The organism is Pseudonocardia sp. Ae150A_Ps1 (genome assembly GCF_001932315.1).
In the GTDB taxonomy this organism is placed as follows: domain Bacteria; phylum Actinomycetota; class Actinomycetes; order Mycobacteriales; family Pseudonocardiaceae; genus Pseudonocardia.
The window spans coordinates 2,444,858-2,470,549 of record NZ_MCIJ01000001.1; the positions used below are offsets into that span (position 1 = coordinate 2,444,858).

At 74.3% G+C, this 25,692-nt stretch carries 26 protein-coding genes; 9 read left to right on the forward strand and 17 right to left on the reverse strand.

What is annotated here, in order from left to right; translation table 11 throughout:
* Positions 1-36 precede the first annotated feature (36 nt).
* The 5 genes from manA to Ae150APs1_RS11210 all read right to left on the reverse strand — a co-directional run bounded on the left by manA (position 37) and on the right by Ae150APs1_RS11210 (position 4,591).
* Complete coding sequence (manA, locus tag Ae150APs1_RS11190) at positions 37-1,251, reverse strand: mannose-6-phosphate isomerase, class I (protein WP_075297397.1); 1,215 nt, start codon at positions 1,249-1,251, stop codon at positions 37-39.
* 29 nt (positions 1,252-1,280) lie between these two features.
* Positions 1,281-2,378, reverse strand: coding sequence for an SIS domain-containing protein (locus Ae150APs1_RS11195; RefSeq protein WP_249266299.1), 1,098 nt, complete (start codon positions 2,376-2,378; stop codon positions 1,281-1,283).
* On the reverse strand, positions 2,375-2,587 hold the full coding sequence (locus Ae150APs1_RS11200; RefSeq protein WP_010232833.1) for a Trm112 family protein: 213 nt from the start codon (positions 2,585-2,587) through the stop codon (positions 2,375-2,377). The genes Ae150APs1_RS11195 and Ae150APs1_RS11200 overlap by 4 nt, the downstream gene beginning before the upstream one ends.
* A gap of 133 nt (positions 2,588-2,720) precedes the next feature.
* On the reverse strand, positions 2,721-4,142 hold the full coding sequence (locus tag Ae150APs1_RS11205) for a phosphomannomutase/phosphoglucomutase (RefSeq protein ID WP_075297399.1): 1,422 nt from the start codon (positions 4,140-4,142) through the stop codon (positions 2,721-2,723).
* Between the two features lie 86 nt (positions 4,143-4,228).
* Positions 4,229-4,591, reverse strand: coding sequence for a DUF3499 domain-containing protein (locus Ae150APs1_RS11210; RefSeq protein WP_170918074.1), 363 nt, complete (start codon positions 4,589-4,591; stop codon positions 4,229-4,231).
* 157 nt (positions 4,592-4,748) lie between these two features.
* Between Ae150APs1_RS11210 and Ae150APs1_RS11215 the strand changes: the two genes are divergently transcribed.
* On the forward strand, positions 4,749-5,147 hold the full coding sequence (locus Ae150APs1_RS11215) for a metallopeptidase family protein (RefSeq protein WP_086000702.1): 399 nt from the start codon (positions 4,749-4,751) through the stop codon (positions 5,145-5,147).
* Between the two features lie 86 nt (positions 5,148-5,233).
* Here the strand turns inward: Ae150APs1_RS11215 and Ae150APs1_RS11220 are convergent, their stop codons facing one another.
* Positions 5,234-5,578, reverse strand: a complete 345-nt coding sequence (locus Ae150APs1_RS11220) for a WhiB family transcriptional regulator (RefSeq protein WP_249266114.1) — start codon at positions 5,576-5,578, stop codon at positions 5,234-5,236.
* A 158-nt stretch (positions 5,579-5,736) separates the two neighbouring features.
* On the opposite strand from Ae150APs1_RS11220, the gene Ae150APs1_RS11225 reads away from it, so the two are divergent.
* A complete protein-coding gene (locus Ae150APs1_RS11225) occupies positions 5,737-6,507 on the forward strand; it encodes a site-2 protease family protein (protein WP_010232845.1) in 771 nt (256 codons plus the stop codon).
* On the opposite strand, the gene Ae150APs1_RS11230 is transcribed toward Ae150APs1_RS11225, so the two are convergent.
* The 6 genes from Ae150APs1_RS11230 to Ae150APs1_RS11255 are packed head-to-tail and all read right to left on the reverse strand — an operon-like array spanning position 6,498 to position 12,347.
* Positions 6,498-7,031 carry an NUDIX domain-containing protein gene (locus tag Ae150APs1_RS11230; RefSeq protein ID WP_075297401.1) on the reverse strand — a complete coding sequence of 178 codons (534 nt, stop codon included), beginning with the start codon at positions 7,029-7,031 and terminating at the stop codon, positions 6,498-6,500. The two genes, Ae150APs1_RS11225 and Ae150APs1_RS11230, sit on opposite strands and share 10 nt — an antisense overlap.
* Positions 7,025-8,389 carry a coenzyme F420-0:L-glutamate ligase gene (locus tag Ae150APs1_RS11235; RefSeq protein ID WP_075297403.1) on the reverse strand — a complete coding sequence of 455 codons (1,365 nt, stop codon included), beginning with the start codon at positions 8,387-8,389 and terminating at the stop codon, positions 7,025-7,027. The genes Ae150APs1_RS11230 and Ae150APs1_RS11235 overlap by 7 nt, the downstream gene beginning before the upstream one ends.
* Positions 8,379-9,389 (reverse strand): 2-phospho-L-lactate transferase, encoded by a 1,011-nt coding sequence (gene cofD, locus Ae150APs1_RS11240; RefSeq protein WP_060574913.1) that lies wholly within the window; start codon positions 9,387-9,389, stop codon positions 8,379-8,381. The genes Ae150APs1_RS11235 and cofD overlap by 11 nt, the downstream gene beginning before the upstream one ends.
* A 20-nt stretch (positions 9,390-9,409) precedes the next feature.
* Positions 9,410-10,300, reverse strand: coding sequence for a 3-methyladenine DNA glycosylase (locus Ae150APs1_RS11245; RefSeq protein WP_075297405.1), 891 nt, complete (start codon positions 10,298-10,300; stop codon positions 9,410-9,412).
* A gap of 34 nt (positions 10,301-10,334) precedes the next feature.
* On the reverse strand, positions 10,335-11,405 hold the full coding sequence (locus tag Ae150APs1_RS11250) for an NDP-sugar synthase (RefSeq protein WP_075297407.1): 1,071 nt from the start codon (positions 11,403-11,405) through the stop codon (positions 10,335-10,337).
* Between the two features lie 36 nt (positions 11,406-11,441).
* Positions 11,442-12,347 (reverse strand): glycosyltransferase family 2 protein, encoded by a 906-nt coding sequence (locus Ae150APs1_RS11255; RefSeq protein ID WP_075297409.1) that lies wholly within the window; start codon positions 12,345-12,347, stop codon positions 11,442-11,444.
* A 392-nt stretch (positions 12,348-12,739) separates the two neighbouring features.
* Here Ae150APs1_RS11255 and Ae150APs1_RS11260 point away from each other — a divergent pair, with 392 nt between their 5' ends.
* The 3 genes from Ae150APs1_RS11260 to ilvA all read left to right on the forward strand — a co-directional run bounded on the left by Ae150APs1_RS11260 (position 12,740) and on the right by ilvA (position 16,422).
* Positions 12,740-14,326, forward strand: coding sequence for an LCP family protein (locus Ae150APs1_RS11260; RefSeq protein WP_249266300.1), 1,587 nt, complete (start codon positions 12,740-12,742; stop codon positions 14,324-14,326).
* 24 nt (positions 14,327-14,350) lie between these two features.
* Entirely contained in the window at positions 14,351-15,097 is a 747-nt protein-coding gene (locus tag Ae150APs1_RS11265; protein WP_083680066.1) for a TIGR03089 family protein, read from the forward strand.
* Between the two features lie 89 nt (positions 15,098-15,186).
* Positions 15,187-16,422, forward strand: coding sequence for a threonine ammonia-lyase IlvA (gene ilvA / locus Ae150APs1_RS11270; RefSeq protein WP_075297411.1), 1,236 nt, complete (start codon positions 15,187-15,189; stop codon positions 16,420-16,422).
* Between the two features lie 20 nt (positions 16,423-16,442).
* On the opposite strand, the gene Ae150APs1_RS11275 is transcribed toward ilvA, so the two are convergent.
* A complete protein-coding gene (locus Ae150APs1_RS11275) occupies positions 16,443-17,705 on the reverse strand; it encodes an HNH endonuclease signature motif containing protein (protein ID WP_075297307.1) in 1,263 nt (420 codons plus the stop codon).
* Positions 17,706-17,891: 186 nt separating this feature from the next.
* Between Ae150APs1_RS11275 and Ae150APs1_RS11280 the strand changes: the two genes are divergently transcribed.
* A complete protein-coding gene (locus tag Ae150APs1_RS11280; RefSeq protein WP_227012855.1) occupies positions 17,892-18,164 on the forward strand; it encodes an MSMEG_0570 family nitrogen starvation response protein in 273 nt (90 codons plus the stop codon).
* Between the two features lie 4 nt (positions 18,165-18,168).
* On the opposite strand, the gene Ae150APs1_RS11285 is transcribed toward Ae150APs1_RS11280, so the two are convergent.
* Positions 18,169-18,825 carry a GPP34 family phosphoprotein gene (locus Ae150APs1_RS11285; protein WP_075297413.1) on the reverse strand — a complete coding sequence of 219 codons (657 nt, stop codon included), beginning with the start codon at positions 18,823-18,825 and terminating at the stop codon, positions 18,169-18,171.
* Between the two features lie 216 nt (positions 18,826-19,041).
* Between Ae150APs1_RS11285 and Ae150APs1_RS11290 the strand changes: the two genes are divergently transcribed.
* Positions 19,042-19,662, forward strand: a complete 621-nt coding sequence (locus Ae150APs1_RS11290) for a DUF3159 domain-containing protein (protein WP_010225117.1) — start codon at positions 19,042-19,044, stop codon at positions 19,660-19,662.
* Positions 19,663-19,690: 28 nt separating this feature from the next.
* The gene (locus Ae150APs1_RS11295; protein WP_075297415.1) at positions 19,691-21,556 is read left to right on the forward strand and encodes a S9 family peptidase; all 1,866 of its coding nucleotides are present in this window, start codon (positions 19,691-19,693) and stop codon (positions 21,554-21,556) included.
* Here the strand turns inward: Ae150APs1_RS11295 and Ae150APs1_RS11300 are convergent.
* A complete protein-coding gene (locus Ae150APs1_RS11300; RefSeq protein ID WP_083680067.1) occupies positions 21,537-22,724 on the reverse strand; it encodes a benzoate/H(+) symporter BenE family transporter in 1,188 nt (395 codons plus the stop codon). The genes Ae150APs1_RS11295 and Ae150APs1_RS11300 overlap by 20 nt on opposite strands.
* Before the next feature lie 56 nt (positions 22,725-22,780).
* Here Ae150APs1_RS11300 and Ae150APs1_RS11305 point away from each other — a divergent pair, with 56 nt between their 5' ends.
* Complete coding sequence (locus Ae150APs1_RS11305) at positions 22,781-23,344, forward strand: XRE family transcriptional regulator (protein WP_010225121.1); 564 nt, start codon at positions 22,781-22,783, stop codon at positions 23,342-23,344.
* On the opposite strand, the gene Ae150APs1_RS11310 is transcribed toward Ae150APs1_RS11305, so the two are convergent.
* Both Ae150APs1_RS11310 and Ae150APs1_RS11315 read right to left on the reverse strand, forming a co-directional pair.
* Positions 23,322-24,389: an alpha/beta fold hydrolase gene (locus Ae150APs1_RS11310; RefSeq protein WP_075297419.1), complete on the reverse strand. Its 1,068-nt coding sequence runs from the start codon at positions 24,387-24,389 to the stop codon at positions 23,322-23,324. The genes Ae150APs1_RS11305 and Ae150APs1_RS11310 overlap by 23 nt on opposite strands.
* Before the next feature lie 123 nt (positions 24,390-24,512).
* Positions 24,513-25,667, reverse strand: a complete 1,155-nt coding sequence (locus tag Ae150APs1_RS11315) for an acyl-CoA dehydrogenase (RefSeq protein WP_283160268.1) — start codon at positions 25,665-25,667, stop codon at positions 24,513-24,515.
* Positions 25,668-25,692: the final 25 nt, after the last annotated feature.

Here is a 25,692-nt window from a genome sequence, read left to right on the forward strand (position 1 = left end):
GTATCGGCGGGCGCGGCGGGCCGTGGGACCCGCGGATCAGAGCGCGTCGCCCGCCAGGAAGACGGTGGCGCCGTCGTCGCCGGTGGTGAGCACGGCGCCCGTGTCGCCGGCCGAGAGGTACACCGCGGCGCCGCGGGGCAGCTCGATCTCCGCGCCGCCTGCCTCGACCGCGGCGTCGCCGGAGGTGCACAGCATGATCCGGGCGCCGGTGCCCGGGACGTCCAGCTTGTCCCGGCCACCGGTGTCGGCCCGGCGGAGCCGGAACTCCTCGACCGGCACGTCGTAGCGGTGCCACCCGTCGGCGTCCTGCTCGGGGGCGGGCCTGCGGACCGCGGGCGGCGGTGCGGCGAAGTCCAGGACCCGCAGCAGCTCCGGCACGTCCACGTGCTTCGGGGTGAGCCCGCCGCGCAGCACGTTGTCGGAGTTCGCCATCAGCTCGATGCCGGCCCCCGAGAGGTACGCGTGTAGGTTCCCGGCAGGCAGGTAGAGCGCCTCGCCGGGGGCGAGGGTGGTCCGGTTGAGCAGCAGCGCCGCGAGGACGCCCACGTCACCCGGGTAGCGCTCGGAGAGGTCGAGGACCGTCTTCGCCTCGCCGGTCCACTCCCCCGCACCCCGCTCCAGCAGCCGGACCGCACCACCCTGCAGGGCGAGCACCAGCTCGTCAAGCAGCGACTGCGGCAGCGTGATCCAGGTGGTGAACAGCGCGCGCAGGCCGTCCGGGTTGGGCTGCCCGGCGAGCAGCTCGGCGTAGGACGCCAGCTCCGGCACGTCGAGCGCGCGGAGCAGCGCGACGGTGCTGGCCGGCTCCCGGAACCCGACCAGCGCGACGAAGTCGGTGAGCGCGCAGATCAGCTCGGGCTTGTGGTTGGCGTCGCGGTAGTTGCGGTCCGGGGCGTCGACGGGGAGCCCCGCCGCGTTCTCCCGGGCCCAGCCGTCCCGGGCCTGCTCCAGGCTCGGGTGCGCCTGGAGCGACAGCGGCTCGTCGGCGGCCAGCAGCTTCAGCAGGAACGGCAGCCTGCCCTCCCAGCGGTCGCGGCCGGGGCCCAGCGCCGCCGCAGGGTCGGCGGCGATCAGCTCGTGCAGCGGGCGCACGGCGTCCCCGGAGCGCACCTTCGACGGCGCGGCCGGGTGCGCGCCCAGCCACAGTTCCGCCTGCGGGTGGGGCGCCGGGACGGGCTGGCCGAGCAGTTCGGCGATGACCGTCCGCGATCCCCAGGCATAGGTCCGGATCGGGTTCTCCAGCAGTTCCACGGGTCTCCCGGTGTCAGGTGCGCGAGGGGTCAGAGTTCGATCGAGGCCCGGGTGGCCAGACCCAGGTAGACGGCGGCGATGTCGACGCGCAGCGCGAGCAGCAGCGCCCGGCGCAGGACGGCGTCGCGGGTCCCGCGCGGGACCTCCTCCACCGGGTGCGCGACGTCGGCGTTCGGCCACTCCCGGCCGAGCAGGCGACGGCTCACCATCTGCGGGTCCTCCTCACCGGTCCCGAGCAGCACCAGCCGCGGCGGGAGTGCTGCCGCGGCGGGCTCCGGGTCGTCGAACGGGTCACGGAAGATGTCGTTCTCCCGCTCACCCAGGTCGATCGCGACCCGCAGACCGGCCAGCGTGCCGGCCTGGCCGAGCCCGTCGGCCTGCGCGACGACGCCCGCGTGGGTGGCGAGCGCGTCCGCACCGTGCCGGGCGACGGCGGCCGCCGCCGGGTCGGCCCCCCACAGCAGCGGGGTCCGCTCGGCCATCCGCAGCGCCAGCGACTTGGCCGGGTTCACGAACGGCTCGTGGCCCGGCTGGCAGCGCTCGGCCTCCTCGTCGAGCACCTCGGCGAGCGCCTCGGTGTCCGGTGCCGGACCGAGCAGCTCCAGCTCGGTGACCGTCGTCAGGGCGACGGTGAGCGCCTGCGCGAACCCGAGGCCCTCGGGCAGCGGAATGCGCGGCTCGACCAGCCGGGCGCGGCCGGCACCGGCCTGTGCGACCGGCCCGAGGTCCGGGGCGGACAGCACGGTCTCCGCGCCGCGGCGCACCGCGAGGGCGATCGACTCGGCCAGCTCGGGGTCCGCGGAGTCGGTGCTGTGCGCGACGACGACGTCCAGCGGGCCGATCCAGCCCGGCACCCGCTCGGCGTGCACCACCGGGACCGGGCAGCGGTCGCCCAGCAACGCCGTCACCAGGTCGGCGACGGCACCGGAGACCCCCGGCCTGCGCAGCAGCACCAGCGCCCGCGGCCGGAACCCGCGCAGCCGGTCGAGGCCGGCCTCGCCGCACGCGTGCGCGGCCGACCGGACCTGGGCGCCCGCGGTCGCGGCCGCACGCAGGACACCGGTGGTGTCCCTGGCGATCAGCGTCTCCGGATCGGCTAGCAGGCTGTCGTCCAGCACCCCGTTCACCCGTCGTCCCCGGCGGGACCGGTGCCCGGCAGGGCCTCGTCGAGCAGGAGGACCGGGATCCCGTCGGTGACGGGGTACGACCGGCCACAGGCCTCGCAGGTGAGCGCGTCGGCGCCGGGCTCGGCGGACGTGCCGGACCGCAGCGGCGCGTGCGCGTCGCACGGGCAGGCCAGGATCTCCAGCAGCTGGGGGTCGAGCTGTACGGCCACGGTTCTCCTCGTCGTCATGTCTTCCGGTTCGATGCTGCCACCACGCCCCGACACCGCGCGGCAGCCGACCGGGTACGGCGGCGCCGTCCGGGGTGCACGCTCCGGAGCTGTCGTCACGCTCCGCGAGTGTCGCTCAGGCGCGCACGACCGCCAGCACCTCGTCGACCAGCGTCCGTACGGCGGCGTCGTCCGCCGCCTCCACGTTGAGCCGCAGCAGCGGCTCGGTGTTGGACGCCCGCAGGTTGAACCACGAGCCGTCCGCCAGGGACACCGTGAGGCCGTCGAGCCGGTCGAGCTCCACCCCGTCCCGGGGGCCGTAGAGCGACTCGATCTCGGCGACCTTCGCGGCCTGGTCGGCCACCGTGGAGTTGATCTCGCCGGACGCCGCGTAGCGGTCGTAGCCCGCCATCAGTCCGGACAGCGGTGCCACCGTGCCGGACGCGGCGGCCGCGGCCCGCCGCTCGCCGAGCGCGGCGAGCAGGTGCAGGGCCGCGAGCATCCCGGAGTCGGCCTTCCAGAAGTCCCGGAAGTAGTAGTGCGCCGAGTGCTCACCGCCGAAGACCGCGCCGGTCTCGGCCATCGTCTGCTTGATGAACGAGTGCCCCACGCGGGTCCGGACCGGGCGGCCGCCGTGCTCGGCGACGAGCTCCGGCACCGCCCGCGACGTGATCAGGTTGTGGATGACGGCGACGTCGGTCTCCCCCGCCGCCTGCGCCCTGGCGAGCTCGCGGGCGGCGACCAGCCCGGTGATCGCACTCGGGCTGACGGCGTCACCGCGCTCGTCCACGGCGAAGCACCGGTCGGCGTCGCCGTCGAAGGCCAGGCCCAGGTCGGCGCCCTCCGCGACGACGGCCTTCTGCAGGTCGACCAGGTTCGCCGGGTCGAGCGGGTTCGCCTCGTGGTTCGGGAAGGTCCCGTCGAGCTCGAAGTACAGCGGCACCACGCGCACGTCGAGCCCGTCGAACACGGTCGGGACGGTGTGCCCGCCCATGCCGTTGCCGGCGTCGACGACCACGGTCAGCTCGGGCGCCCCGGCCAGCGACGACAGGTCGACCAGCTCGCGCAGGTACCGGGCGTACCCGGTGAGCATGTCCTCGCGGCGGACGGTCCCGGTGCCGGTCGCCGGCACGCCCTCGCCGAGGAGGCGGGTCGCGTCGTCGCGGATCGTCGCCAGGCCGCTGTCCTGCCCGATCGGCACCGCGCCCGCCCGGCACAGCTTGATCCCGTTGTAGCGGGCCGGGTTGTGGCTGGCGGTGAACATCGCGCCGGGCAGCCCGAGCGAGCCGGAGGCGAAGTAGAGCATGTCCGTGCTGGCCAGGCCGATGTCGACGACGTCGAGCCCCTGCCCGGTCACGCCGTCGGCGAACGCCGCGGCCAGCGCCGGCGAGCTGTCACGCATGTCCCGCCCGACGACCACGGCGCCGGGAGCCGGGGTGTCGGTCGCGACCAGCCGCGCCGTCGCCGCCCCCAGTGCGCGGGCGGTGGGCTCGTCCAGCTGGTCGCCGACGACACCGCGGATGTCGTAGGCCTTCACGATCGCCGAGAGGTCGGGCACGGCGCCTGACCCTAGCGGAGGCACGTCACCCGTCCGCGCAGGTCTCCGCCCACGCGGCCGGCCGCGCGCGGCCGGTCACCCGCTGCTCAGTCGTCGTCACCGGGTGTGGGCAGCGCCCGCAGGTGCCCGCGCCGGCCGGTGCCGCCCGGCCGGGCGACCACCTCGACCGGCCGGTCCAGCCGCCCCGCCTCACGGACGGCGTCGGCGAGCGCGGTGAGGTCCTCGCCGGTGTGCTGGGGCGGGGCGAACTCGCCCTCGAAACGGACGACCTCCCAGCCGCGCGGGGCCGTGAGGTTGTGCGCGTGCCCGGTGCACAGGTCGTACGAGTGCGGCTCCGCCTGCGTGGCGAGCGGCCCGACGACGGCGGTCGAGTCGGCGTAGACATAGGTGAGCGTGGCGACGGCGAGCTCGGTGCAGCCCGTCCGTGAACATCTCCGCACACTCAACACACACCGGACGATAGCCCGTACATCCACCGCGTCCGCACTGCGACGCGCACCCGCCTCGGTGACGGGGGCCTAGGATGGGGCGGTGTCCACCGCGAACCGCCTGCTGCGCCGCACCCCTCGCCGCCGGGACCGCCGCGGCCGGGGACTGCGCGGGCTGATGTACCCGGTGTCCACTCCCGCCTTCCGCACCCGCGCCGAACGGTTCGACGCGAAGGTGCTGGAGGCGCTGGAACCGATCGAGGCGCGCTGGGGGCCGGAGCTGGCCGACCTGGACCTCGCCGTCGACGACGTCCCGGCCGTCGACCGGACCTCGCCGGACGAGGTCACCTGGGGCACCGGGGTGCTCGCCGACGTCGGCGTCCCGCTCGCCCACCTGGTGCCGGCGGGCGTCGACCCGGCCGGTCTCCCGACGCGGGCCAGGATCGTGCTCTACCGGCGCCCGCTGGAGGCCAGGGCCCGCAACGGGGAGGACCTCGCCGATCTCGTGCACGAGGTCCTCGTCGAGCAGGTCGCGGAGTACCTCAACATCGAGCCCGACGCGGTCGACGGCGGCTGACCGCCGCCCACCACCCGCACGGCGGCACAGACGACGACGCCCGGGTCACCAGTGGTGTCCCGGGCGCCGGTGGTCTCGTACCCCCGTCAGACGGCGGCGCCGCGGCGCAGACGGCGCCGCTCCCGCTCGGAGAGCCCGCCCCAGATGCCGAAGCGCTCGTCCTGCGCCAGCGCGTACTCCAGGCACTCGGCCCGGACCTCGCACCCGGAACAGATCCGCTTCGCCTCCCGGGTGGAACCGCCCTTCTCCGGGAAGAACGCCTCCGGATCGGTCTGGGCGCACAGCGCGCGCTCCTGCCAGTCCGGGATCTCGTCCCCGGGTGACTCCTCCAGCAGCAGGCCCTTCAGGTCCAGGACCTCCGCCACCCGGTCGTGGTCCTCGATCATCGGCTGCCGTGCCTGGTCGGCCTCCGCCGGCCGCAGCATCCGCATGAAACCCTCGACGTCGTCCACTCGCCCACCTCCCCGCAATGCACCGGCGAATGACACCACTGTAAGTACAGCGCTGACGTTCGCTGCGTGCAAGCCGGCTCTGCCGAACGAGTGAAGGCCCACGCGCGGGTGTTTGGATCGTTCGGGATGATGGGTACATGCCCGCGCTCACCCGTCGTGTCAGCCCGTGGTTCCTGCTCCTCGTCGGCATCACCGTGCTCGGTGCCGTGCTGGCGGCGGCCGCGGTCCCGGTGCGGTCCGAGGCGCTGGCGATCTTCGGGATCTTCGTCGTCGTGCTCGCCGGCTGGGTCGTGTCGCTGTGCCTGCACGAGTTCGGGCACGCGATCACGGCGTACCGCGGTGGCGACACCTCGGTGGCGCTGAAGGGGTACCTCACCCTCGACGTCCGCCGGTACACCGATCCCGGGTTGTCGCTGGTCCTGCCGCTGATCATCCTGCTGATCGGGGGACTCCCGCTGCCCGGCGGCGCGGTGTGGATCAACCAGTGGGCACTGCGCTCGCGCGGGTGGCGCACGGCGGTGTCGCTGGCGGGCCCGGCGGCGAACCTCGTGGTCGGCGCGGTGTTGATCATCACGGTCGCGCTGTTCCCGTCGCTGCCCACGCCCGTCGGCGCCGGGCTGTCCGCGCTCGCGCTGTTCCAGATCGTCGCGTTCGTGCTGAACATGCTCCCGGTGCCCGGGCTGGACGGGTGGGGCGCGATCGAGCCCTACCTGTCGGTGCCCGCGCAGCGCTTCGGTGAGCGGGTCCGGCCGTGGGCGCCGCTGGCGCTGCTGGCGGTCCTGCTGTTCGTGCCGGGGATCAGCACCTTCTTCTTCGCCGCCACCCAGATCCTGTACTCGGTGGTGGGCGGCGACTCCCAGCTCGCGGGCCAGGGGTTCCGGGCGCTCTTCTTCTGGCGCTACCTGTAGCCGGCGGTCGCCGCGGCGACCATCGCGGGGACCGTGTCGCTGTCGTCGGGGAGCGCGTCGACCGGCCACCAGCGCAGGTCGAGCGACTCGTCGCTGATCCGGGCGCGGGCACCGGCGGGCGCACGGACGAGGTACCGCACGTCGAGGTGCCGGGTGGGTACCCCGAGCGAGCAGGTGACCGGGTGGACGTCGACGTGCAGCGGCTGCCCGGCGATCTCCAGGCCCTCGATGCCGGACTCCTCGGTGGCCTCCCGCAGGGCCGCGGCGCGCAGCGAGGCGTCGCCGGGCTCGCAGTGGCCGCCGAGCTGGATCCAGCGGCCCACCCGCGGGTGCAGGGTGCGCTCGCCTGCCGCGTCGAGCACCAGCGCGGACGCCGTCAGGTGACCGGGCACACACGAGCGGTCGCAGGCGTCGTCCGGGCGGGCGTCCAGGAAGGCCAGCAACGCGTGCTGCACCGCCCGCTGTGCCTCGCCGGGCGGGTCCCACGCCTCCAGCTCGCGGGCCGCCGTCGCCGCAGCTACCACAGCTCCACCAGCCCGCCCGCCGGGTCGCGCGGATCGCGCGGGGCGGGGGGCTCGTGCGGCACGCCCACGGCGACCGCGCCGAGCGGCACCCAGTCCGCGGGCAGGTCGAGCGCCGCACGCGCCGTGTCCGGCGCGAAGATCGTCGAGCCGACCCAGCACGACGCCAGGCCCTCCGCGGCCAGCGCCACCAGCAGCGCCTGCACCGCGGCCCCGCCGGCGACGGTGAACATGTCGCGCTCGGCGGCGTCGCGGGCGTCCGTGCCGTCGTCGGAGTAGGAGTGCATCCCCTCCCCGGTCCGGAACGCCAGCACCAGCTCCGGGGCCCGGTGCAGCAGGTCCCCGCGGGCGAGGCGGCGCTCGATCTCGTCGGCCGGGCGCCCGTCGGCGGCCAGGTCGGCCCGCCACCGCTCGCGCATCGCGTCCAGCACGGCGGCGCGGCGGCCGGGGGCGCGCAGCCACACGAACCGGAACGGGGTGCTGTGGTGCGGGGCGGGCGCGGTGAGCGCGGTGCCCACGGCCCGCCGGAGCGCGGCCGGGTCGACGGGCTCGTCGGAGAAGGCGCGGGTGCTGCGGCGCAGCAGGACCGCCTCGCGGCGGCCGCGGGCGATCGCCTCCTCCGTCCCGAGCCAGAACAGGTCGTCGGCGACGGGACGGATCAGGTCGCGGGCGGCGCTGCCGTCGTCGTCGAGGGCCATGCCGCGCACGACGGCCACCGGCAGCGCCCCGAGCTTGCCCTTCACCAGGTCCGCCGCGGCGGCGATCTCGTCGGCGAGCGCGATCTCGGTGACCAGCAGGTCGTTGCCCTGGGCGTCGACGGCGCCGCCGTAGCGGTGCAGCACCGGGATCCCGGCGGACCCGATCGCGACGTCGGTCTGCCCGATCCTCCAGGTCCGCCCGAGGGTGTCGGTGACGACGACGCCGACGTCGACCCCGAGGCGCTCCCGCAGCCCGGCGCGCAGGCCCGCGGCGCTCGCGTCCGGGTCGGCGGGCAGCAGCGCGAGCTCGTCGCGGCGCACGTTGGAGCCGTCGATCCCGGCTGCGGCCTGCACGATCCCGAGCTTCCCGGCGACGATCAGCGTCTTCCCGCGCCGGGCCAGGATCCGCTCGGTCTCGGCGTCGATCAGGCGGCGGCGCAGCGCGTCGCGCTCCTCGTCGTCGGTCGGGGCCGGGACGAGCCTGCCCTCCACCTTAGAGAAGACCTTCGAGGTCACGACGACGACGTCGCCGTCGCGCAGCCAGTCCGCGGCGCCGGCCAGCGCGGCGGTCAGGTCGTCGCCGGGCCGGAACTCGGGCAGCCCGGGTACCGGGAGGACCTGCAGCGAGGCCGACGCGTGGTCGGGGAACGGGTCAGCCGGCACGCACACCCGCCAGGTCGAACGCGGCCCGCGCCATCGCGGCGGTGGCGTCGTGGTCGGTCATCAGCAGTGGCACCTCGCGGACGGTCGCGCCGGGCACGGTCGCCGTGTCGCCGGAGTGCACCAGCCACCCGTCGAGCAGGCCGCCCTCGCCGCGGCCGCCGTAGTGCCGGCCCACGCCCTCGGCCGAGGTCTCGACGCCGATCGCGGACAGGCAGGCGTCGGCCATCCCGCGCACCGGCCGCCCGCCGACGATCGGGGACACGCCCACGACCGGGGCGGGCGTCGCGGCCAGCACCTGGGCCACGCCGGGGACCGACACGATCGTGCCGATCGAGACGACCGGGTTCGACGGCGCGACCAGCACCACGTCGGCCTCGGCGATCGAGGCGCGGGCGTCGGGCAGGATCCCGGCCTGGTCCGCGCCGACCGAGGCGAAGCGGTGCGCCTTCGGCGCCGCCCGGTGCTTGATCCACCACTCCTGGAAGTGGATCGCGACCTGGGGCGGGGTCTCGTCGCCGTCGCCGGGCTCGGGGTTGTCGACGACAACGTGCGTCTCGACGCGGTCGTCGGAGGCGGGCAGCAGCCGCACACCGGGCTGCCAGCGGTGGCACAGCGCCTCGGTGACCTGCGACAACGGGTATCCGGCGCGGAGCATCCGGGTGCGCACCAGGTGCGTCGCGACGTCACGGTCGCCGAGCCCGAACCAGGTCGGCTCCGCCTCGTAGGCCTCGAGCTCGGCCTTCACCGACCACGTCTCGCCGGACCGGCCCCAGCCCTTCTCGACGTCGATGCCGCCGCCGAGGGTGTACATGCAGGTGTCGAGGTCCGGGCAGACGCGCAGGCCGTGCAGCCAGATGTCGTCGCCGACGTTGACCACGGCGTCGACCGAGTGCGGATGATCCTCCGGGGCGGGACCGACCGGGGGCAGCCCGAGGGCGGCCTTGACCCCTTGCAGGAACCGGGCCCCACCGACCCCGCCGACCAGAACGGTGACCTTCACGGATCCAGACCCTACGACGGTCACATCGCGCGGTAGTCGCGCGGGGAGAAGCGGGGCCCGAACCGGGGACGCCGGAACCCCGACGCCTCGATGTAGCGGACCGCGCGCTGCCGCTGCGGCGCGTAGGGCGCGAGGACCTCGAGGAGGCCCGCGTCGTCGAGGTCGTGGCCGAGCAGCGCCCAGCCGACGGTGTTCGGGACGTGGAAGTCGCCGAAGCTGACCGCGTCGGGGTCGCCCCAGGCCCGCTGGGCGATCTCGGCGGCGGTCCAGACGCCGATCCCGCGGACCCGGCGCAGCAGCACCCGGCCCGCCTCGCCGCGCAGCCCGGCGGCGTCCTCCAGCCGGTGCGCGACGACGGCGGCGTGCAGGATCGCCGAGCGGCGCGCGTGGTCGACGCCCGCCCGGTGCCACTGCCAGACCGGGATGTCGCGCACCTGCGCGGGCGTCGGCGGCACCCGCATCCCGGCCGGGACGACCCCGGGGGCCGGGTCGCCGTGGCGCCACGCCAGCTCGCGGAACGAGCGGTGTGCCTCGGTGCCGGTGACCTTCTGTTCCAGCACGGCGGGCAGCAGCGTGTCCCACACCCGCCCGGACGAGCCGAGCCGCAACCCCGGCCGGCGGCGGACGGCGGCGGCGACGAGCGGGTGGTGCGCCTCGAACGACGACGGGTCGTCGTCGGCCCCCAGCAGCGACGGCAGCCGGTCGAGCTCCCAGGCCGCGCCCGGCCCCCAGCCGGTGGCCCGGACGGTGCCGTGCTCGCCGCCGTCCGCGCGGCGCCGGACCGCGACGGTGGCGGGGCCATCGGGGGTCGTCGAGACCCGCCAGATCACCCCGCCGTCGCCCGCGGTGCGCCAGGTCGGGTCGCCCCGGCCCCGGCGCAGCGGGGACAGCACGCCGTACAGGTCGAGCACGAACGGCGGGCGTCACTCGCGGTCGAGCACGGCGTCACACGTCCGGGGAGAACCGGATCCCGTGCGGCGGCAGCGACACGTCCGGCCAGACCCGCATGTTGTTGCGCAGCTCGCAGTGCGCCCCGATCACCGCGCGGTCCCCGACCACGGTGTCGCGGATGCTGGCGCCCTCCTCGACGACGGCGCCCGCGCCGATCACCGAGTTCTCGACGACCGCGCCGCCGGCGACGACCGCGCCGTCGAACAGCATCGAGCCCTCGACCTTCGCGCCGGAGCCGATCCGGGCGCCGCGGCCGACGGTGGAGCCGCCGAACACGAACGCGTCGGACGCCACCTCGGCACCGTCGAGGATCAGCGCCTCGCCGGTCGGCCCGGGCAGCGCCGCGGACGGTGCGACCCCGCGGACCAGGTCGGCCGAGCCGTGCACCAGGTCGCCGGGGGTGCCCATGTCCCGCCAGTACGCGACGTCGACGTGCCCCTGCACGTGCGCCCCGGAGGCGAGGAGGTCCGGGAACGTCTCGCGCTCCACCGACACCGGTCGTCCCTCGGGGATGGAGTCGATCACCTCGCGCCGGAAGACGTAGCACCCGGCGTTGATCTGGTCGGTCGGCGGGTCCTCGGTCTTCTCGAGGAACTCCAGCACGCGGCCGCTCGCGTCGGTCGGCACGCAGCCGAACGCACGCGGGTTCTGCACCCGCACCAGGTGCAGCGTCACGTCGGCCCGCGAGTCCCGGTGGGTCGCGGCGACGGCGTTCAGGTCGGTCCCGGCCAGCACGTCCCCGTTGAAGATCATCACGTGCTCGGCGGAGAGCTTCCCGGCGACGTTGCGGATCCCGCCGCCGGTGCCCAGCGGCTCGGTCTCCGTCACGTAGGTCAGGTCCAGACCGAGCGCGGAGCCGTCACCGAAGTGCTCCTCGAAGGTCTCGGCCAGGTAGCTGGTGCCCAGCACGGCCCGCCGGATCCCCGACTCGCGGATCCGGGACAGCAGGTGTGCCAGGAACGGCACCCCCGCCGTGGGCAGCATCGGCTTGGGCGCCGACAGGGTCAGTGGCCGCAGCCGGGTGCCCTTGCCCCCGACAAGTACGACCGCCTCGACGTCCTGCAACGCGGTTCCCCCTCTGGTGTTCTCGTCACGCCCGGGTCAGTTGCCGCCCCGGGACGCCAGGCCCGACCGGACGGCCAGGCCCGCCCTGAACGCGGCGCGCAGCGGTGCGCGGAGCGGACCGGGGTGCCGGTCCGCGAGATAGCGGTAGGCGCTGCGGTGGTGCTCGGCGAGCATCCGCGCCGACACCTCCGGCTTGCCGGTGGACACCCCGCCGACGTGCACGACCTCCGACGAGGGTACGTAGACGTTGCGCCACCCGGCGACACCGAGGCGTTCGCCGAGGTCGACGTCCTCGAAGTACATGAAGTAGCGCGGGTCGAACCCGTCGACCGAGTCGAACGCGGCCCGCCGCAGCAGCAGGCACGAGCCGGACAGCCAGCCGGTGTCGCGCTCGGAGACGTCCTCCCGGGACCGGCGGTAGGCGACCGACCACGGGTTGCCCGGCCAGACCGGGCCGAGCGCGGCGTGCCCGGCCCCGGCCGCGAGCGACGGGACCTCGCGGGCCGACGGGTAGACCTCACCGGACGGCTCACGGATCAGCGGGCCCAGGGAGCCCGCCCGCGGGTGCCGGCGCCCGGCCTCCAGCAGCACGTCCAGCGACCCGGGGCCCCACTCCAGGTCCGGGTTCGCGACGACCACCCAGCCGAAGCGCCCGTCGAGCGAGGCGACACCACGGTTCGCGGCGGCGCCGTAGCCGACGTTCTCGCCGATCGGCAGGAACGTGACGTCGTCGCGCTCGCGGGCCGCGCGCTCCGGCGCGCCGTCGACCGAGCCGTTGTCCGCCAGCACCACCGGGACACCGGTCCGGCCGGTCGCACCGGCGAGCGAGTCGAGGAAGGTGTCGAGGGTGCGGCCCGGCGAGTAGGTCACGGTGACGACGGCGACGTCGTCGCCGTAGGTCGGTCCGTCCACCTGCACGTGCTGCTCCCCGCCGCCCTGCACGACCCGAACGCTAGCGAGACCGGGAGGCCGCCGGTCCGGCGGGACCGGCGGCGACCGCCCGTTCGCGGCCGCGAACGTCACACGCCGTGTCCGGCCACCGTACTGCGACACCTCATCCCTAACGTGTCCGGGCCTCCGAGCAGGGACGACGGTGCTGGACGCAGCGTCACCCTCAAGGTGGTGCGGGGTACAGCGACCGGGCGACCGTGCCGACACGCACTCCCCGAGGGACCGCGGCGGCCCGTCCGATGCTGCACCCTGGCTCCTGCGGGGTCCTGATCATCCGGACCTGCGGGGGCTCCCGGCCGTGACGAGACGGCCTCCGGCTCCGAGAGGAACACCACCATCGACGACGGCCCCCCGGGGCCCGGACGACCCGAGGGGAGGCGCGCGTGGGCGAGCCGTGGGAGTCCCGTACCCGCCCGTCGTCGGCCGCACGGGCCGCCGCCCGCCGGGCCTCGCGCCCCCCGGCTCCCGGGAACCACCCGCCGTACCCGGCCCGATCCACCGGGCCGGACCGGCGCTCGTCCGCGGGCCGGCGCTGGCTGCGCCGGTTCCAGGTGACCGTCGCGACGCTGTCCGTGCTCACCGTGCTCGCCACGGGCGGGGTCTGGACCCTGTACCGCGACGTGACCGGTGGCATCACCACCAGCAACCTGCTCTTCGGCGGCTCGTCCGGCGGCGAGCAGAACATCCTGCTGGTCGGTGTGGACAGCCGGACCGACGCCCAGGGCAACCCGCTGCCCGACGAGATCCTGGCCGAGCTGCGCAGCGGCGCCGAGTCGGGCGTCCTGAACTCGGACACGATCATCCTCGTCCACGTCCCGGACGACGGCGGCAGCGCGACCGCGTTCTCGATCCCGCGCGACTCCGAGGTGCAGATCCCCGGGATCGGCCGCAACAAGGTCAACGCCGCGTACCCGCAGATCAAGGCCCAGACCGCGTCCCGGCTGTCCGGCGAGGGCGTGACCGACCCGAAGCGGATCGACCAGGAGTCGTCCCAGGCCGGGCGGCAGGCGCTGATCGAGACGGTGCAGAACCTGACTGGGCTGGGCATCGACCACTACGCCGAGGTCAACCTGCTCGGCTTCTACAACCTCACCCAGGCGATCGGCGGCGTCGAGGTCTGCCTCAAGGCCCCGGTCTCCGACACCTTCTCCGGCGCCGACTTCCCGGCAGGCCCGCAGACGATCTCCGGCGGCGACGCGCTGGCGTTCGTCCGGCAGCGGCACGGGCTCGCCGGGGGCGACCTGTCCCGGATCAACCGGCAGCAGGTGTTCCTGGCCTCGGTCGCGAACAAGGTGCTGTCGTCGGGCACGCTCACCGACCCGGCGAAGCTCGGCGCGCTGATCGACGTCGTGCAGCAGGCCGTGGTCATCGACAGCGGGTGGGAGATCCTCGCGTTCGCCCGGGAGGCGTCCCAGATCGCCGCCGGGAAGATGGACTTCCTGACGATCCCCACCGGCGGCCCGGAGGACTCCTCCTCCGGCGACGTCCTCGGCGTCGACCCGCGGCAGGTGCAGGACTTCGTCGCCCGGCACACCGAACCGCCCGAGGACCCCGCACCCGCCGCGGAGGAGAGCGACGCGGGCGCGGCGCCGCCGCCCACCCCCGTGGTCGCCGACGTCGGCAACGGGTCCGGCACGACCGGTCTCGCCGCGCAGGTGGCCGGGACCCTCGGGCAGAACGGCATCACCCCCGGCGCCGTCGGGAACGCGCCGGACCGGACCACGTCGGTCGTCCGCTACAGCCAGGCCGACGGCGACGCCGCGGCCCGCCGGGTCGCCGAGGCGCTCGGCGGGATCGGCGTCGAGCAGTCCGACGCCGTCGGCCAGGGCCGGGTGCAGGTGCTGATCGGCACCGACTTCGACCAGCAGGGCGGCGGCGGCTCCGCGGCCGGCGGGGGCGGAGCTCCGGCGTCGTCCGGGGCGCCGTCGACACCGCCGATCACCGCGGGCGGGGTGCCCTGCATCGACTGAGCACCCGGGTAGCGTCGGGCCACGATGACCACCGTGTTCGGCTCCGGCCTGTTCCTCACCGACGCCCTGCTCGGCCCCGCGCTCGGGGCCACCGCGGCGCGACCGCTGTTCACCCACTACGACGACGCCACCGGTGAGCGGATGGAGCTGTCGGGCACGACCACCGCGAACTGGACGGCGAAGGCGGCCAACCTGCTGCGCGACGAGTGCGACGCCGAGCCCGGGACCCGGGTCGCGGTGCTGCTGCCTGCGCACTGGCAGACGGCGGCGTCGCTGCTCGCGCTGTGGTCGTGCGGCGCGGAGCTGGTCGGGGACCCGACGTCGGCGGACCTGGTGCTCGCCGACGCGGCCCGCCTCGACGTCGCGCTCGCGGCCGGTGCCAGGACCGTCGTCGCGTTCTCCCTCGACGCGTTCGGCCGCGGCCTGACCGACCTCCCGTCCGGCACGATCAACTTCGCCTCCGAGGTCCGTGTGCACGGCGACGACTTCGTGCCGTGGGACCCGGTCGACGGTTCGGCTCCCGCCTGGGACGGCGCGACGGGCACCGAGGTCCTCGACGCCGCCCGCGCCCGCGCCGGCGAGCTGGGGATCGGCGGGGGCGCCCGGGTGCTGTCGACCGCGGCCTGGGACTCGCCGGACGGCCTGCGCGACGGGCTGCTCGCCGTCCTGGCCGGCGGGGGGTCGCTGGTGCAGGTCGTGAACCCGTCCGACGACGCCGGGGTGCTCGACCGCCGCGCGGAGACCGAGCGCTGCACGGCGCGGCTGGGCTGACGCGTCGTCCCTGGTGTGAGGGCCGATCGGGCGTCGTGAGACGCTGGTCGACCGTGAACGCCACACCCTCCCCCGCGCCCGGTACCCGGGTGAGCGCCCGGGACGTCGACGACGCGGCGGCCCGACTGCACGCCGTGATCGGCCCGACCCCGCTGCAGCTCAACCCGAGACTGTCCGACGCGCTCGGCGGCGAGGTCTGGGTCAAGCGCGAGGACCTGCAACCGGTCCGCTCCTACAAGATCCGCGGCGCCTACAACCTGATCGCCCAGTTGCCCGAGGCCGACCGTGCCGCGGGCGTCGTGTGCGCCAGCGCGGGGAACCACGCCCAGGGCGTCGCGTTCGCCTGCCAGCGGCTCGGCGTCCGCGGGCGGGTGTACCTGCCGGGCACCACGCCGCGGCAGAAGCGCGACCGGGTCGCCCGGCTCGGCCGCGACGCCGTCGAGATCCGGGTGGTCGGCAACACCTACGACGAGGCCGCCGCAGCGGCCCGCGCCGACGCCGCCTCCACGGGTGCGACCCAGGTCCCCGCGTTCGACGACCCGCGCACCGTCGCGGGCCAGGGCACGATCGCCCGCGAGATCCTGGCCCAGCTGGCCGACCCGCCGGACGTGCTGATCGTGCCCGTCGGCGGCGGGGGCCTGCTCGCCGGGGCGATCACCTACCTGCGCGAGCACGCGCCGTCGACGCGGATCGTCGGCGTCGAGCCGGCGGGTGCGGCGAGCATGGCCGCCGCGGTCGGCGCGGGCGAGCCGGTGGAGTTGGACGCGCTGAACCCGTTCGTCGACGGCGCCGCGGTGCGCAAGGTCGGCGCGGCGACCTTCGAGGTGGTCCGCGACTCGGGCGTCGAGCTGCTGGCCGTGCCCGAGGGCCGCATCTGTGTCGAGATGCTGGCGCTCTACCAGTCCGACGGCATCATCGCCGAGCCCGCCGGGGCGCTCTCCCCGGCCGCGCTGGACATGCTCGACATCCCGCGGAACGCGACCACGGTCTGTCTGCTCTCCGGCGGGAACAACGACGTCAGCCGGTACGCCGACATCGTCGAGCGGGCGCTGGTCTTCGAGGGTCGCAAGCACTACTTCCTCGTCGACTTCCCGCAGGAGCCCGGTGCCCTGCGACGGTTCCTCGACGACGTCCTCGGCCCGGACGACGACATCACCCTGTTCGAGTACACCAAGCGCTCCAACCGGGAGACCGGGCCGGCACTGGTGGGCATCGAGCTCGGGGCGCCCGAGGACCTCACCGCGCTCCTCAAGCGGATGGACGAGGCCCCGCCGCACATCGAGCCGATCCCACCGGACAGCCCGCTGTTCGGGTTCCTCCTCTGACCTCGCGGTAGCGGGGCGGCTCATCCGGGCGCCCGGTAGGTGTGCCCGGTCGGGGTCGTGGTCCGCACCCTGCCGTCCGGCCCGCGAGCCACCCGCCACCCCGCCTGCTCCCGGACATGGTTGTGGAACTCGCACACACCCCTGCCGTTGTCGAGCTCGGTCGCCCCGCCCTCGGCGTCGCGGTGGATGTGGTCGATGTGGCGGACCGGGGCGTCGCAGTAGGGCTCGGTGCACCGGTTCCCCGCGCGCGCCCGGACCAGGCGGGCCAGCAATCCGGTGAAGGTGCGCTGGCGGGAGTCTCCGCCGATCAGGACTCCGTCGGAGGTGATCAGGCGGCGCAGGGTCTTCCTCCCCTCGCCCGTGGCGAGGAGCTCGACCGGGACCGGTCCGTGGCCGGGGATCTCCGCCGGCAACGGTGAGTCCGGGTCCAGCAGCGCCTCGATCGGCACCACGACCTGGACCTCGACACCCACATCGGTCGCCATCGCCTGTCCGGTGAGGCGCTCGACGAGCGTGTCGGCCATGACCTGACCACGGGTACGGGTCAACGGTGCCGGGTCCACCGACACCTCGGTGAACGCCTTGTTCAGGGCGGCGAGGCAGGCCACGCCCTGTTCGACCGGGAGGTAGGCGGTCAGGAAGGTCATCGCATCCGGCGCCGGACGCAACGTCACGCGCCGCTCGGCACGGGCGGACTCGACCCGGGCGAGGAACTTCCCCGGTGCGACCTCGGCGGCGAAGCGGCAAGCGAGATCACGCAACCGGCCCAGACCGAGCCTGGTCAGATCGTGCGCAGCCAGACGAACATCCACCGCGGCACGTTCAGCACGGTCCAGACCCGAACACGCGCTCACCACCACCGCCACCTTCGCCGAGCTCAACTCACCGGCCCCGAACAACCCACGCACGTGATCGAGACCGTCGTGCAGATCCCGGGCGACGCTCACCCGACGCCGCGCCTCGGCCGGCGACACCCGACAGGCCAACCCGACCTGCGCCACCACACCCCGCTGCAACCGATCCGGATCCGTCCGACCGGCCGCGATGCCGTTCTCCACATGGAGCCGGGCGAACGCCCGCACCCGGGTGGCCTGCAACGCCGCCAAGGAGTGCTGCACGGATTCGAGCTGCTGGATCTGATCGATCAACTCCGCCTCGGAGACCCCGGACAGGTCGTCGAGCGCGGCCTGCTCCACCGCCAACTGAACCAGCGCCAGATCGACCTGAGGGAACCCCGGACCGGCAGGGAGGCCGGTGCGTGGAGGTTCCTGGACCGCGGTCATGAGCCAGACACTATCCGAACATGCGTTCGAGCCGCTAGTAATCGTTCGCGATAGCAAACCCCTGACCAGCACGGGAGACCGCGACCCGGCACCACCACAGCAACGGCCGGACACCGAACGACCCGACGTCGCGCAGGCGCAACACCCGGGTAACGGGCGCGATCTAGCGTCGGCTCCGTGCCCGAGATGATGTTCGACGTCCGCTGGCCGGACGGCACCGAGGTCAGCTACTACTCGCCGTCACTGGTCGTCGAGGAACACCTCGCGACCGGCACGGCGTACCCGGTGGCGGACTTCGTCTCCCGCAGCCGGACCTGCATGGAGATCGCCGACTCGCGGGTCCGGGCGAAGTACGGCTTCGGCTGCGCACAGTCCGCCCGCACGATGGCCCTCATCTCCGCGGCCGCACGGCGGTTCGCCCCGACCGACGAGGTGCGGGTGGAGACCTTCCGCCGGTAGCGGGTCAGCTGGTCGCCGCCGTCCGACGTGCGGCGACCGACCAGGACATCGCCGTGCGCAGCCCCGGGAGCTCCCGGTCGACCCGCTCGTTCAGCGCCCGGACGGCGGGCTTGTGCGCCCGCAGCTCCCGGCGCCGGAAGACGGTCCGGACGTTTCCCTCGTCGGCGAGCACCGCCAGGACGGCGTCCCCGATCGGGACGGCGCCGGGGTCTTCCCCGCCCAGCACCGCGTCCCGCACGCGGTCCCGCAGCTCCTGCACCGGCCCGCGGTCGGGCACCTCGATCCGGCGCGCGGGGACGACGAGCAGGACGCGGCGGCGCTCCGCCGTGATCGTCCCGGTGGCGACGAGCGATTCCCGGACGGCGCGCTCGGCCGTGTGCCAGTGGTGGTCCACGACGCCGAACCAACGGCGCGGACGGTCCGGCCGGACGGAGTCGAGCACCTCGGCGAGGAACGGGTCGAGCCCGCCCGGCGCCGGCCCCGGGGCGCGCTCCGCCTTCCCGTCACGGTCGCGGAGCAGGCCGGCGATGCGCAGGTCGGCGACGGCGGCGGCACGCAGCAGTGATCCCCGCACCAGCGCGCTGTCGTCGTCCAGCCTGGACTTCGCGGGCACGTGGCTGAGCAGGTACAGCTCGTGGGGCAGCGGAAGCGTCGGGGACATGCCGGGCTCCTCCGGGTCGCGGACTCGGGCGGTCGCGACACAGCAGACACCCGGCCGTTGCGGCACGGTCCAGACGTCGGACGGTGACCCGGGACACGCCGGCACCCGGCAGTTCCCGGCTCGCCGGTGACGTGGGTCACCTACACCGGCTCCGGCTTGAGTGTGCCGTAACGGCAGGGCCTTTCCTTGTCACCACACCCCGACCGAGGAGTAATCGTGACCACGGACGAGCACACCGACCGCAGCAAGCCGACCCTGCTCGACCAGATGGGTGGCCCCGCCGGCTTCGTCTACTCGACGATCCCCGTGGTCGTCTTCGTGACGGCCAACGCGTTCCTGTCCCTGCCGCTGACGATCGGGATCTCGGTCGCGGTGGGACTGGGCCTGTTCGCGTTCCGGATGGTCCGCGGCGAGAAGTTCGCGTCCGCGATCGGGAGCCTGCTCGGCGTCGCCGTCGCAGCGGGGCTCGTCGCCTGGACCGGCAACGCACGGGACTTCTTCGTGATCGGCATCTGGGCCTCGCTGGCCGGATTCGTCGTCACGCTCGGGTCGCTGCTGGCCCGCCGCCCGCTGACCGGTGTCATCTGGAACGCCGTGCACGGCGGGAAGCACGCCTGGCGGGAGAACCGCACCGTGCTGCGCGCCCACGACCTCGCGACCGCCGCCGCCGTGCTCGTGTTCGGGTCGCGCTTCGCGATCCAGCAGTGGCTCTACGTCGCCGAGGAGACCGGTGGGCTGGGCATCGCCCGGGTCGTCATGGGCACCCCGCTGACCATCCTCGCGGCGCTCGTCGTGGTGTGGGCGTTCCGCCGCAGCAGCAAGGCACTCCTGCATTGAGTCCCGCACACCGACGAAGGAGCCCGCCATGGCCCTGCCCGACCGGATCGCCGTCGCGGACATGCTGCGCCCGCCGGAGCGCACCGCGGCCACGATCTCCCCGGACGGCACCCGCATCGCCTACCTCGCCCCCTGGAAGGGCCGGCTGAACGTCTGGGTGTCCGACGTCGACGGCGGCACCGAACCGCGTTGCGTCACCGCCGACGAGCCCCGCACCGTCCAGCGCTACCACTGGAGCGACGACCCGCGCTGGCTGCTCTACCTGCAGGACAACGGTGGCGACGAGAACTGGCACGTCCACCGGGTCGACCTCGACGACGCCGACGCCCCCGCCGTCGACCTCACCCCGTTCCCGGGGGCGACGGCGGTGGGCCTGGAGCTTCGGCCCGGCCGCCCCGGGCGCGTGGTCCTGCAGCTCAACGCCCGCGTCCCCACCGAGTTCGACCTGTGCGAGCTCGACATCGCCTCCGGCGAGCTGACGGTGCTCGCCGAGAGCCCCGGCCCCGGCTCCGGGTGGCTGCTCGCCGGCGACACGCTGCTGCGCGAGACCCTGACCGCGGACGGCACGGCGGAGCTCTGGCGGGACGACGAGCGGATCGCGACGTTCGACGGTGACGCCTACCCGGTGGGCGTCTTCCCGAACGAGCCCACGCCGGACGGCACCGGCCTCTGGTTCGGCTCCTACCGGGGCACCGACCACCTGCACCTCGCGCGGCTCGACCTGCGCACCGGTGAGGAGACCGAGGTCGACCGGCACCCGTCGTGCGACGTCGACACCCGCTCCCAGGTCTTCCCGAGCCTGCCGTCGCCACTGATCCGGGACCGGGGCACCGGGGAGCTGCTCGGCGTGCGCTACCTCGGCGTGCGCCAGCACACCCGCGCGCTCGACCCGCGGTTCGCCGACGTGCTCGCCGCGCTGGAGGACCTCTGCGACGGCGACCTCTCCGCCGTCTCCGGCGACGTCGGCGGCACCCGCTGGGTCGCCACGTTCCTGCACGACCGCGACCCGCAGACCTGGTTCTACGACCACGCCACCGGCGAGCGACGGCTGCTGTTCCACACCCGCGGGGACCTCGACCCGGACACGCTGGCCCCCATGACCCCGGTGACGGTCACCGCCCGGGACGGGCGGGAGCTGCCGTCGTACCTGACCCTGCCCGTCGGCGTCGCACCGGCCGGGCTGCCGCTGGTCCTGATGCCGCACGGCGGGCCGTGGGCCCGGGACTGGTGGGGGCTCGACGTGAGCGTCCAGCTGTGGGCCAACCGCGGCTACGCGGTGCTGCAGCCGCAGTTCCGCGGCTCCGCGGGCTTCGGGCGCGCACACATGGAGGCCGGTGTCGGCGAGCTCGCCGGCGCGATGCACGACGACCTGATCGACGCCGTCGACTGGGCGGTGGCTCAGGGGTACGCCGATCCCGGCCGGATCGCGATGTTCGGCGGGTCCTACGGCGGCTACGCCACGCTCGTCGGCGTCTCCTTCACCCCGGACCGGTTCGCCGCGGCCGTCTCCTACGTCGGCATCTCGAACCTGGCGAACTTCATGCGCACCGTTCCCGAGTTCGCGAAGCCGGGTCTGGTCAACAACTGGTACCGCTACGTCGGCGACCCCGCGGACCCGGAGCAGGAGGCGGACCTGCTGGCCCGCTCGCCGATCACCCGGGCCGACGACATCCGCACCCCGCTGATGGTCGTGCAGGGCGCGAACGACGTCCGCGTCGTGCGGGCCGAGTCGGACACGATGGTCGCCGCGCTCCGCGGGCGCGGGGTCGACGTCGAATACCTGGTGTTCGACGACGAGGGCCACTTCATCGTCGATCCCGAGAACCTGCTGACGATGTTCGAGACGGCGGACCGGTTCCTCGCCGAGCACCTGGCTACCGGCCGTCGCCCGTAGCGGTGGCGGGTTCCCGGGGGCGCAGCACGGCGTGCAGCACCAGCCCGGCGACCAGCCCCCAGAACGCCGCCCCGATCCCGGCGACGACCGTGCCCGACGCCGCGACCAGGAACGTCGCGATCGGCGGCACCCGGGCCACCGGATCCGTCCGGGTCGTGGTCAGCGCCGAGGCGAGCGCGGCGGCGAACGTCCCGAGCAGCGCCAGCCCCGCCACCGCCTCGATCACCCCGGGCGGGGCGGCGGTGACCAGCGCCGCGAGGGTCGTCGCGACCGGTGCGAGCAGCAGCGACGTCCAGCCCGTGGCCTGCGCGGCGATCCAGCGCCGGGCGGGATCGGGGTGGGCCTCCGGCGAGGCGGGCAGCGCCGCGGTGATCGCGGCGAGGTTCACGGCGTGCCCGCCGGCCGGCACCCCGGCGACGGTCCCGGCGCCGGTCAGCACCATCGCGTACCGCCACGGCACCTCGTAGCCCGCGGCGGACATCACCGCGACGCCCGGGACGTTCTGCGACGCCATCGTCACCACGTACAGCGGCAGCGCGACACCGACGACGGCCGCCACCTCGAAGGACGGGGCCGTGACCGCCAGGGCCGGGAGCTGCAGCCAGGCGGTCCCGTCCGCCGTCGCCACCACGATCACCAGCGCGAGCGAGAACGCGGCCGGCGAGGCCCAGCGCGGCGCGTACCGCTGCAGCACCACCCACACGACGACGATCGGCGCCACCAGGAGGGGCCGCTCCACCAGTGCCCGTACCGGCGCCAGGCACAGCGGCAGCAGCACCCCCGCCAGCATCGCCTGCGCGAGCGGCGCGGGGATCGCCGCGACCAGCCGTCCGAGCCGGCCCCACAATCCGGTCAGCACGATCAGCACGCCGGTCACGAGGAACGCCCCGACGACGGCGGGCCAGCCCCCGGCGACCGGCCCGGCCGAGGCGAGCAGCGCCGCACCGGGCGTCGACCAGGCCACGGTCAGCGGGCGGCGGAACCGGCGGCTGAGCCAGACGGTACCCACGCCCTGCAGCAGGGTGAGCACGACCAGCCCGGACGCGGCCTGCCCCGGGTCCGCGCCCGCGCCGCGCAGCCCGGCGAGGACCACCGCGAAGGAGCTGGTGAAGCCGACGACGGCGGTGACGATCCCGACCGGCACGGGCCGGATCCACGAGCGTTCCACGAACAGAACCCTACGCGAGACGTTCCGTATACAGAACGGTCGCTAGGCTCCCCGGTATGGAGGACGCAGCACTGCGGGCCGCGGTCGGGGAACGGCTGCGCTCCGCCCGCACCGCGCACGGCCTGTCGGTCGGGGCACTCGCCGCGCGGGCCGGGATCGGCAAGGGCTCGCTGTCCGAGCTCGAGAACGGCTCCCGCAACCCGACCCTGTCGACCCTCTACGCGCTGGCGAACACCCTCGGGCTGCCGGTGTCGCACCTGCTCGCCGAGACGGTCGGCGCCGAGGTGGGTGCGCCCGGGATCGGCACCCGGCTGCTGGAGACCCGCACCGACGACGAGGGCACCGTCGAGGTCTACCTGCTGACGCTGCGACCGGGCACCGTGCACGTCTCGGCCGCGCACGGCCCGCACGTCGTCGAGCACCTGTTGGTCACCCGCGGGACCGCCCGCGCGGGCCGTTCCGGGGAGGAGGCCGACCTGCCGGCCGGAGCCGGGACGGCGTGGACCAGCGACGTCGAGCACACCTACACCGCGCTCGGCGAGCACCCCGCGGAGGCCGTCCTCGTCATCCGCACCGGGCCGCACCCGGGTGAAACCCTCAGGTCCGCGCCGGCTCCTTGAGCAGGTCGCGGATGCAGGCGTCGATCTGTTCACGCTCCCGGGCACCGAAGCAGAACATCGCGAAGTGCGCCCACAGGCTGTCCACGATCCGGAACTGGCTGTCCGGGATCAACCGCTGCTCGGCCTCGCAGTCCCCGGGCGGGAAGAACATGTCCCGGGAGAACGGGACGACCATCGTCCGGGCAGTGATCCGCCCGAGCGCCGCCGCGAGGTCGCCGCCGGTGTGCCGGGACACGTCACCGTGGCGCCACTTCCAGCCCATCCAGATCAGGTTGTTGGGGTCCATGGGGGCGAAGTACGCCTCCCAGAACCCCTGCACGAAGTCCTCCACCGAGCTGAAGCCGAGACCCCGCCAGGCCTCGGCGGAGTAGAACTCCGGGCACAGCCCCATCACCGACCACAGCTCGGCGTGCCGCCGCATTCCCACGTGCACGTCGGCCGGGTCGGCGTAGAACCCGCCGTCCCAGGCGGGATCGGACTTCCACGCGTTCTCGTGCGCGCGGACCCACAGGGCGTCGTGCGGGGTGGTCCGGGCGGTGCCGGCGAACGGCAGCGCCCGCCGGACCATCTCCGGGTGGCACACCGCCCACTCGTAGGTCTGCTCGGCGCCCATCGACCAGCCGAGCACGAGCTCCAGCCGCTCGACGCCGAACCGCTCGGTGAGCAGCCGGTGCTGGGCCCGGACGTCGTCGCCGATGGTCACGTGCGGGAAAGCACCCGCGCCGAACGGGGCCGGGGTGTTGCTCGGGGAGGACGAGAACCCGTTGCAGAACTGGCCGGGGAACACGATGAAGTACCGGTTCGGGTCGAGCGGCCGGTCCTCCCCGACGAACATCTCCATCGACTTCGACGTGCCCGACCACATGTGCGGGAAGAGCACCACGTTGTCGCGGGCCTCGTTCAGCGTGCCGAGGGTCTTGTAGGCGAGCCGGGCCCCGGGCAGCGTGACGCCCCGCTCCAGCGCGAAGTGCCCCAGGTCGAAGTGCCCCAGGTCGAAGTACTCGTGGGGGCCGTGCAGCTCCTCGGTGTAGTACTCCGTCGCCATCCGACCCTCCTCCACGGGGAGGGCCGCACCGCGGTCCCCCGCTCACACCGGTGTGCCATCAGACCGGTGCGGCGGGTCCCGCCTCAAGCGTCATAGTGATGAGTCCCGGTGTCGCCGGGGAGCTCACTTCAGCAGGCTGCGTACCATGACCATGCGCTGGATCTGGTTGGTGCCCTCGTAGATCTGGGTGATCTTCGCGTCGCGCATCATCCGCTCGACCGGGAAGTCACGGGTGTAGCCCGCCCCGCCCAGCAGCTGGACGGCGTCGGTCGTCACCGACATCGCGGTGTCGGAGGCGAAGCACTTCGCGGCCGACGAGACGAAGCCGAGATCCGGCTCGTTCCGCTCGGCGCGGGAGGCGGCCACGTAGCAGAGCTGGCGGGCCGCCTCGACCTTCATCGCCATGTCGGCCAGCATGAACTGCAGGCCCTGGAACTCGGCGAGCGCCTGGCCGAACTGCCTGCGCTCCTTGAGGTAGCGGGTCGCGACGTCGAGCGCGCCCTGGGCGATGCCGACGGCCTGCGACCCGATCGTCGGACGGGTGTGGTCGAGGGTGCGCAGCGCGGTCTTGAAGCCGGTGCCCTCGGCCCCGATGATCCGGTCGCCGGGGATCCGGCAGTCCTCGAAGTGGATCTCGCGGGTGGGCGAGCCGTGGATGCCGAGCTTGCGCTCCTTCGACCCGACGACGAACCCCGGGTCGTCGGCGTGGACCACGAACGCGGAGATCCCGTTCGCCTTCTTCTCGGGGTCGGTCACCGCCATCACGGTGTACCAGGTCGACTCGCCGGCGTTGCTGATCCAGCACTTGGTGCCGTTGAGGATCCAGTCGTCGCCGTCGCGGCGGGCGCGGGTCTTCATCGACGCGGCGTCGGAGCCGGCCTCCCGCTCGGACAGCGCGTAGCTGACCATCGCCTCGCCCGCGGCGACCGACGGCAGCACCTGCTTCTTCAGCTCGTCCGACGCCGACAGCAGGATCGGGGTGAGCCCGAGGCCGTTCACGCCGGGGATGAGCGACGACGACGCGCAGACCCGCGCGACCTCCTCGATCACGATGCAGCCGGCCAGCTCGTCGGCGCCCTGGCCGCCGTACTCCTCCGGGATGATCACGGCGTGGAAGCCGGCCCGGACCAGCGCGTCCCGGGCCTCGGACGGGTACCGGCCCTCCTCGTCGACCTCGGCCGCGTACGGCGCGATCTCCTTGTCCGCCAGGTCCCGCACCGCGTCGCGCAGGGCCTGGTGCTCGTCGCTGAGCCGGTAGCTGTCGAAGTCGCTGTTCACGACGCTCATGCTAACGGCACTCCGT

What these genes read in the sequence shown, in the direction of transcription:
- Ae150APs1_RS11215 (WP_086000702.1), top strand. Translation starts at nt 4,749, where the DNA reads ATGTACCCGGTGTCCACTCCCGCCTTCCGCACCCGCGCCGAACGGTTC.
- Ae150APs1_RS11220 (WP_249266114.1), bottom strand. Translation starts at nt 5,578, where the DNA reads ATGCGGATGCTGCGGCCGGCGGAGGCCGACCAGGCACGGCAGCCGATG.
- Ae150APs1_RS11225 (WP_010232845.1), top strand. Translation starts at nt 5,737, where the DNA reads ATGCCCGCGCTCACCCGTCGTGTCAGCCCGTGGTTCCTGCTCCTCGTC.
- Ae150APs1_RS11265 (WP_083680066.1), top strand. Translation starts at nt 14,351, where the DNA reads ATGACCACCGTGTTCGGCTCCGGCCTGTTCCTCACCGACGCCCTGCTC.
- Ae150APs1_RS11275 (WP_075297307.1), bottom strand. Translation starts at nt 17,705, where the DNA reads ATGACCGCGGTCCAGGAACCTCCACGCACCGGCCTCCCTGCCGGTCCG.
- Ae150APs1_RS11280 (WP_227012855.1), top strand. Translation starts at nt 17,892, where the DNA reads ATGATGTTCGACGTCCGCTGGCCGGACGGCACCGAGGTCAGCTACTAC.
- Ae150APs1_RS11285 (WP_075297413.1), bottom strand. Translation starts at nt 18,825, where the DNA reads ATGTCCCCGACGCTTCCGCTGCCCCACGAGCTGTACCTGCTCAGCCAC.
- Ae150APs1_RS11295 (WP_075297415.1), top strand. Translation starts at nt 19,691, where the DNA reads ATGGCCCTGCCCGACCGGATCGCCGTCGCGGACATGCTGCGCCCGCCG.
- Ae150APs1_RS11305 (WP_010225121.1), top strand. Translation starts at nt 22,781, where the DNA reads ATGGAGGACGCAGCACTGCGGGCCGCGGTCGGGGAACGGCTGCGCTCC.
- Ae150APs1_RS11310 (WP_075297419.1), bottom strand. Translation starts at nt 24,389, where the DNA reads ATGGCGACGGAGTACTACACCGAGGAGCTGCACGGCCCCCACGAGTAC.